We start from the raw sequence: 6,366 nt of genomic DNA on the forward strand, positions 1-6,366 counted from the left end.
TCCTTTACCCCATTTTGCGTTGCTGGTGGAGTTTGTGTATCAATCGAGTGGCTTGATGACTATTGACCATCAATCGATTGATCAGTTGTTGAAGCAATTCTGCTTCGGGCATGATGTGTTGATCGGCTATCTGTTCGGCTGAGCTCGCGAGTTCAAGCACTTCGTTCATTTCATATCTTGCTGCAATCTCTTTAACCGCCTTCAATGTTCTGGAGAGGTCATCCTGCTTGGCGTCCGAAAATAGCTCTATTAACTCATCGATTTCGTTTTCTAGCTCATCAACGAGAGAAGTTAAGCATTTGAGTTTCTCGTCTGTTTTAAGCTCATCATTAGCTAAAAATTGGCTACGCGACAGTTCTTCCTCTGTGAGTGGCAATTTGTTCTTAGGGTGACGCGTTAACATCGTGATGTTACTTTTTTCCTTGTTTGGAAGATTGTGTGCGTTAACGGAGTGATGGCGGTTGACCTCAAACTGTTGGTGAAACTCGTTGATGGCGTTTTGTAAGCTGTTTTTCTGTAACGGTTTGGTGAGTACAAAGTCTGCGCCTGATTCGATGAATTCATCGTGGGCCTCTTTGAATACATCGGCGGTACATGCAAAAACAACCGTAGTCAGCTTGAGTTCGCCACGGATTTTTTGAATCGCTTCAATACCGCTCATGTTGGGCATATGGTTGTCCATTATGATCAGGTCATATTGGTTTGACGCCAACTTATCTAAGGCCTGTAAACCGTCGTAGGCATTCTCAACCGTTAAGTTTATCGACTCACAGAACTTCCTAATCACCATTGCGTTGATCTTGTTGTCTTCGACTAACAATACTGAGAAGTCATCGAGAGTCTCATTGGTTTTGGTTGGCGTTTGGTCGATGACTTGTTCTTCAAGCTCATGCATCTCCAACGGCAAAGAGATCTTAAATTGAGTGCCCAAACCAAGCTGGCTGGAAACCTTAATTGTTCCGCCCATCAGTTCGACTAACTGCTGAACAATGGAAAGCCCTAACCCTGTGCCACCAAACTTACGGGTTGTTGAGAGCTCGGCTTGTTCAAAGGCGGTAAATATATGGTCGATTTTGTCTTCTGCAATGCCAATACCTGTGTCAGTCACTAATATATTCACGCTTGGTGGGGTAGTCGGTGCAATCAAGAATTCCACTTCAACCTTTCCTGACTCAGTAAACTTGACTGCGTTGCCTGCTAAATTAAATAAGATCTGACGTGTACGTGCAGAGTCACCAATCAACTGAATATTGGTAGGAATGTTATCTTTAATGATAAAAGCTAGGCCTTTGTCTTCTGCAAGAGGTGTCAATGTTTTATCAAGGTGTGTCACGACGTCGGTGACAGAGAACGGGCTATATTCCAACTCCATCTTGCCTTGTTCCACCTTAGAAAAGTCAAGAATGTCATTTAATATGGTGACAAGGTGTTGTCCTGAATCAATGATGATTTGGGCCTGTTTGCGAGTATCTAAACTTTGCGAGTCTTCCTTTATGATTTGAGCGATACCTAACACACCATTCATTGGGGTTCGTAACTCGTGGCTCATGGTCGCTAGAAAGAGAGATTTTGCTTCGCTGGCTTTTTCTGCTTTGTCTGCGGCTTCTTGATAGGAGAGGTTGTTTCTTTTGAGTTCGAAGACTCGGAAGAAAAACATGGTGAATGAGAACGCTAAAGTCAGCAACGCCAAAACGATAATAAGCTTAACGATGATACTTTTAAGTTGGTCTTGCAGATCGGTAAACTCATGCTCAATATGTTCAATGTACTCCATGCTGTGTGCTGAAAGTACTTGAGATAACAGCTGACTTTGTTGCTGGTTGAGTTCGGTAAACGTTTTATAAAGGTTCGCCAGCTCGGAGTTGACACCAGAATGGTTAATTTCGATTCCCCCAACCAACACACTCGCAAGAAGCGCGCTTTGAATGTCGATATTTGCATTGTTTATCTCAGCATCAGTTGAGCTGCTCTCTGTGAGTTGTAGAGTTAAAGATTGCAAAATAAACTGACGAGCCACACTAAGTCCTACTAGGTTGTCTAGCGTATCTAAGTTCGACATTGAAGCATCGTAGAAGCGCTCCAATAATTGCGCTGTTGGTAAGTGTTTAAAGAACGTAGAGTGGATATTCTCGCTTTGATAACTTTCTCTGAGCAGTTGTAACTCTCTTTCTAAAGCCACCAAATCTGCAGACATTTGATAAGGGTTGGAAATACCCGCAAGCGCTGCATTGGTGATGTGATCACGCATTTCTAATACTTCATGGCCTAACTCCCGAATAGGCACTCCATATTCGGTGACCTTTTCATGCTCGGAGTAGGTCAGCATAATGAAGCTAATTAAGCCGATGAAAAGCGATACAAACAGTAGAAATATGAGTCTGATCTTATTCATTTTCAAACTCCATTAACATTTGAGGACGGTTACCGGTAAGGGATTCGAGGAAGACCTTGATATCGTTGATGGTCTGTTTCTCAAACGTTTTACCGAGTTGGCTTTCACCCATGATTTTGATCGCTTCTTCGAGTGTGGCTGTTTGGCCGTCATGAAAATAGGGTGCAGTGATCGCCACGTTTCTTAAGCTAGCAACACGAAATAGATGCTTATCTTGTGGTTGCGCGGTAAACATAAAGCGACCTTGGTCTTCACTTCGTTCGGTTCCTGTTTTCGATAACCCGAAGTAACCAAATCGCATCACCATGCCTCCACCAATGTTGGTACCTTGGTGGCAACGAATACAGCCTTCTTCTTGAAAGGTTTCCCAACCTCGTTTGGCGGTTTCAGAAAGTGCTGCGTTGTCACCTTGTAAATACAGGTCGAAAGGGGCATTTGGTGTGGTCAAACCCTGCATAAATTCAATAAGAGCAGCCTTAATTGAAGCTTCGTCAATGGGCGTTGATTGTTCTTGGAATAAGTCGATGTAAGTTTTCGATTGAGACACATAATCCGTAATATGTTGCCAGTTTGAATCCATTTCATCGACGTTGTGCACTGGGCCATCAATTTGATCGCCGAGATTATTCACCCGACCATCCCAGAAGAACCGATAGTTAAAGACTGCGTTAAAAACGGTGAGTGAATTTCTCATCCCTGCGCCGTTTACGCCAATCGAAACTGGAATCACCTCTGCTCCGTTGGTTTGCAGGCTATGACAACTTTCACAGCTCACACTGCGGTTAGAAGAAAGGTTCGGGTCTTTAAATAGCACCCAACCAATTTTGGCCAGTTCATGATTTATCTCGGGAGAGTTTGGAATCGGGGATATGGGTTGGCTTGAAGCGACGGTTTTATGTGCGTGCTTTTCTTCGGAATGTGCGGAGTGCCCTGAAGAGTGAGAGTCATCATGATCGCTTTCATGGGCGTGATCTTCTTGGTGTTCGAACGAGGTGTGCATTTTTGAAGAGGCCGCGTCATAAACTAGCATAGCGACTGAAACGACAATGACAGTGATGCTTATTCCTGCTAAACATGGCGTTTTCATAACATTAGTCCATCTAGTTTTGACAATTATGGCAATTCAGAATCCTTCTGATATCACCTTCATTTCACTTTCCAATGATAGGTGTTATTTATAAACCTAGTTGCGCATACTTGATGTTGCAAGACAAGTGGTAGGAAATTAAATCGCTTAGGTAGTTGTCTAGCAGGGATTGATCGGGAGATCTTAGTCAGAATTGAATGAAGCTCTTTCAATTGAATTTAAGCCGAATGGCGTTAAACGAAAAAAGCCGTGGTAACTCAAGTGAGTTATCACGGCTTTCGTACTAGATTATGTATTTACTATCAATCTTAGTGCAATACACATCTATACAGTTTGAACAATCTACACCGCCTATCTAAGCTTATTTAGCTTGTGCTGCGGCTGCTTCTAGTTGCTTAAGTTTACCTTGAAGCATGTATGCATTCTGGTTGAAGTTACCTGGGTTCAGTACTTGGCTATTCTGCATAGGGTAATCTGGTAGCGTCGTCATAAACTCTTGAACCTGATTTCCTACTGGAACGAATAACCACATGTTGTCTGCCATCCAGCGTAGGTACATACCAGACTCGTGCGGTGCTTTCTCGAATGGGTCAGCACGTAGGTGAACAACTTGAGGCCAGTTTGGTTGGAAACGAACTGCATCCACAATGTTACCATCCATCACAGCAAACGAAATCTTGAAGTCATTCCAACGTACTGCGTTTAGCTCAGCGTTAGCAGAGAAGTAAAGCATGCTGTCACGAGGGCCTTTCTCTTCTTTACCTTGGAAGTAAGGCAGGAAGTTGTAACCATCTAGGTGTACGCGCCAGTTTTTACCGTTGTAAGTTGCACCTTTGTCAGATGCTAGCTTCTCAACCACTTTATCATCACCAGCGGCTGCTAGTAGAGTAGGAATCCAGTCTTGGTGGCCCATGATATCGTTGATTTTAGTTCCAGGTTTGATAGTCCCAGGCCAGCGAACTAGCTGAGGCACACGCATACCACCTTCGTAAGTTGTACCTTTCTCACCGTGGAAGTAAGTTGCGCCGCCATCAGGCCAAGAAACCGTTTCAGCACCGTTATCGGTAGAGTAAATTACGATAGTGTTGTCAGCGATTTTTAGTTCATCCAGCTTGTCTAGAAGCACACCAACATGGTCATCATGCTCTAACATACCATCAGCATAAATACTGATACCTGACTTACCTTGGTATTTCTCTTGTAGGCGAGTCCACACGTGCATACGAGTGGTGTTGTGCCAGATGAAGAATGGTTTGTCAGCTTTTACCGCTTTTTCCATGAATGCTAGAGATTCTTCTAGGAACTCTTCATCCGCATGCTCCATACGCTTACGCGTCATTGGGCCAGTATCTTCAATCTTACCGTCAGCAGTAGACTTGATTACACCACGAGGGCCGTAGTTCTTACGGAACTCTGGGTCTTTAGGGTAGTAATATGTTTCTGGCTCTTCTTCGGCGTTTAGGTGGTACAGGTTACCGAAGAACTGGTCAAAACCGTGGTTCGTTGGAAGGTGTTTGTCTTGGTCACCCATGTGGTTCTTACCGAACTGAGCTGTCATGTAGCCTTGTTCTTTAAGAAGGTCTGCGATCGTTGGAGCCCAATCAGGGATACCGTGGTCCGAACCTGGCATGCCGATAGTCAATAGACCAGTACGGAAAGGTTCTTGACCTGTTAGGAATGCAGCACGACCAGCAGTACACGATTGTTGACCGTAGTGGTCAGTAAATAGTGCGCCTTCGTTAGCAATACGGTCGATGTTAGGTGTTTCGTAACCCATCATACCGTTGTTGTATGCACTGATGTTGAATACACCAATGTCATCACCCCAGATAGCAAGAATGTTTGGTTTTTCTGCTGCTGTTGCCGCTGAAGAAGCTGCTAATAAGCCAACACCTAATGCTAGTTTATTAATTTTAGTACCCATAAGGACTCCGATTCACTTTTAAGATTAATGCGTTAGAACAACGCATCGATGAGCAAATGTTATTCTCAAAATTCCGTTACGTCCTTTTATAGTGCTTATAACCAATCGTTATGATGCTTAGGTAACCTATTGATTAATATCAGCTCCAGTGGGTACGTAGAATAAAGCCTTAGTTTGTATGTGTGATCCTTATCATGTTTGTTGGCGTAAACCTTATCGATGATTTCTGTATCCGTATCTCAATAAAAATGACAAAAAGATTAATAGCTTAGGGTATCTCGCGCATGTGTAAAAAATGGACTATACGTTGTAGGGCAGGATGCAAATAACTTACGAAGAGGTTTCTATGACAGCGAAATATGGCGCTAAACGTCGATTAGCGATTTTGGGTACAGCGATGATGGCCGCGTCCAGCGCCACTTTTGCGGCTGAAAAGCCAAATATATTGGTTATTTGGGGGGACGATATTGGTCAATCCAATGTGAGTGCATACACCTTCGGTCTCATGGGTTACAAAACCCCGAATATTGATAGCATCGCGAAAGAAGGGATGATGTTTACGGACTATTACGCAGAGCAATCTTGTACTGCGGGTCGCTCTACCTTTATCACGGGACAAAGTGTATTACGAACGGGTTTGAGTAAAGTAGGTTTGCCGGGCGCAGACATTGGCTTACAAGCAGAAGACGCGACAATCGCAGAAATGCTGAAACCTATGGGTTACATGACAGGTCAATTTGGTAAAAACCACCTTGGCGATAAAGATGAATTCCTTCCAACAGCACACGGGTTTGACGAATTTTTTGGCAACCTTTACCACCTAAATGCTGAAGAAGAACCAGAGAATGAAGATTACCCAACCGATCCTGAGTTTCTTAAGAAATTTGGCCCTCGTGGTGTCATTAAGTCATTCGCTGATGGCAAGATTGAAGATACCGGTCCACTGACGCGTAAGCGTATGGA

General features: G+C 43.7%; 4 protein-coding genes. 1 reads left to right on the forward strand and 3 read right to left on the reverse strand.

Going from position 1 to position 6,366, the window contains the following annotated elements:
• Positions 1 to 4 precede the first annotated feature (4 nt).
• From AB6D06_RS19320 to AB6D06_RS19330, 3 genes are all read right to left on the reverse strand, one after another.
• Complete coding sequence (locus tag AB6D06_RS19320) at positions 5 to 2,392, reverse strand: ATP-binding protein (protein ID WP_102332868.1); 2,388 nt, start codon at positions 2,390 to 2,392, stop codon at positions 5 to 7.
• Positions 2,385 to 3,479 (reverse strand): cytochrome-c peroxidase, encoded by a 1,095-nt coding sequence (locus AB6D06_RS19325; RefSeq protein ID WP_102332867.1) that lies wholly within the window; start codon positions 3,477 to 3,479, stop codon positions 2,385 to 2,387. The genes AB6D06_RS19320 and AB6D06_RS19325 overlap by 8 nt, the downstream gene beginning before the upstream one ends.
• A 361-nt stretch (positions 3,480 to 3,840) precedes the next feature.
• The gene (locus AB6D06_RS19330) at positions 3,841 to 5,403 is read right to left on the reverse strand and encodes an arylsulfatase (RefSeq protein WP_017064704.1); all 1,563 of its coding nucleotides are present in this window, start codon (positions 5,401 to 5,403) and stop codon (positions 3,841 to 3,843) included.
• A gap of 346 nt (positions 5,404 to 5,749) precedes the next feature.
• On the opposite strand from AB6D06_RS19330, the gene AB6D06_RS19335 reads away from it, so the two are divergent.
• Positions 5,750 to 6,366: sulfatase-like hydrolase/transferase (locus tag AB6D06_RS19335; protein WP_372111447.1), on the forward strand; the 617-nt coding region annotated here is incomplete at its 3' end.

Source organism: Vibrio sp. 10N.239.311.G01 (genome assembly GCF_041465805.1).
Classification (GTDB): domain Bacteria; phylum Pseudomonadota; class Gammaproteobacteria; order Enterobacterales; family Vibrionaceae; genus Vibrio; species Vibrio crassostreae_C.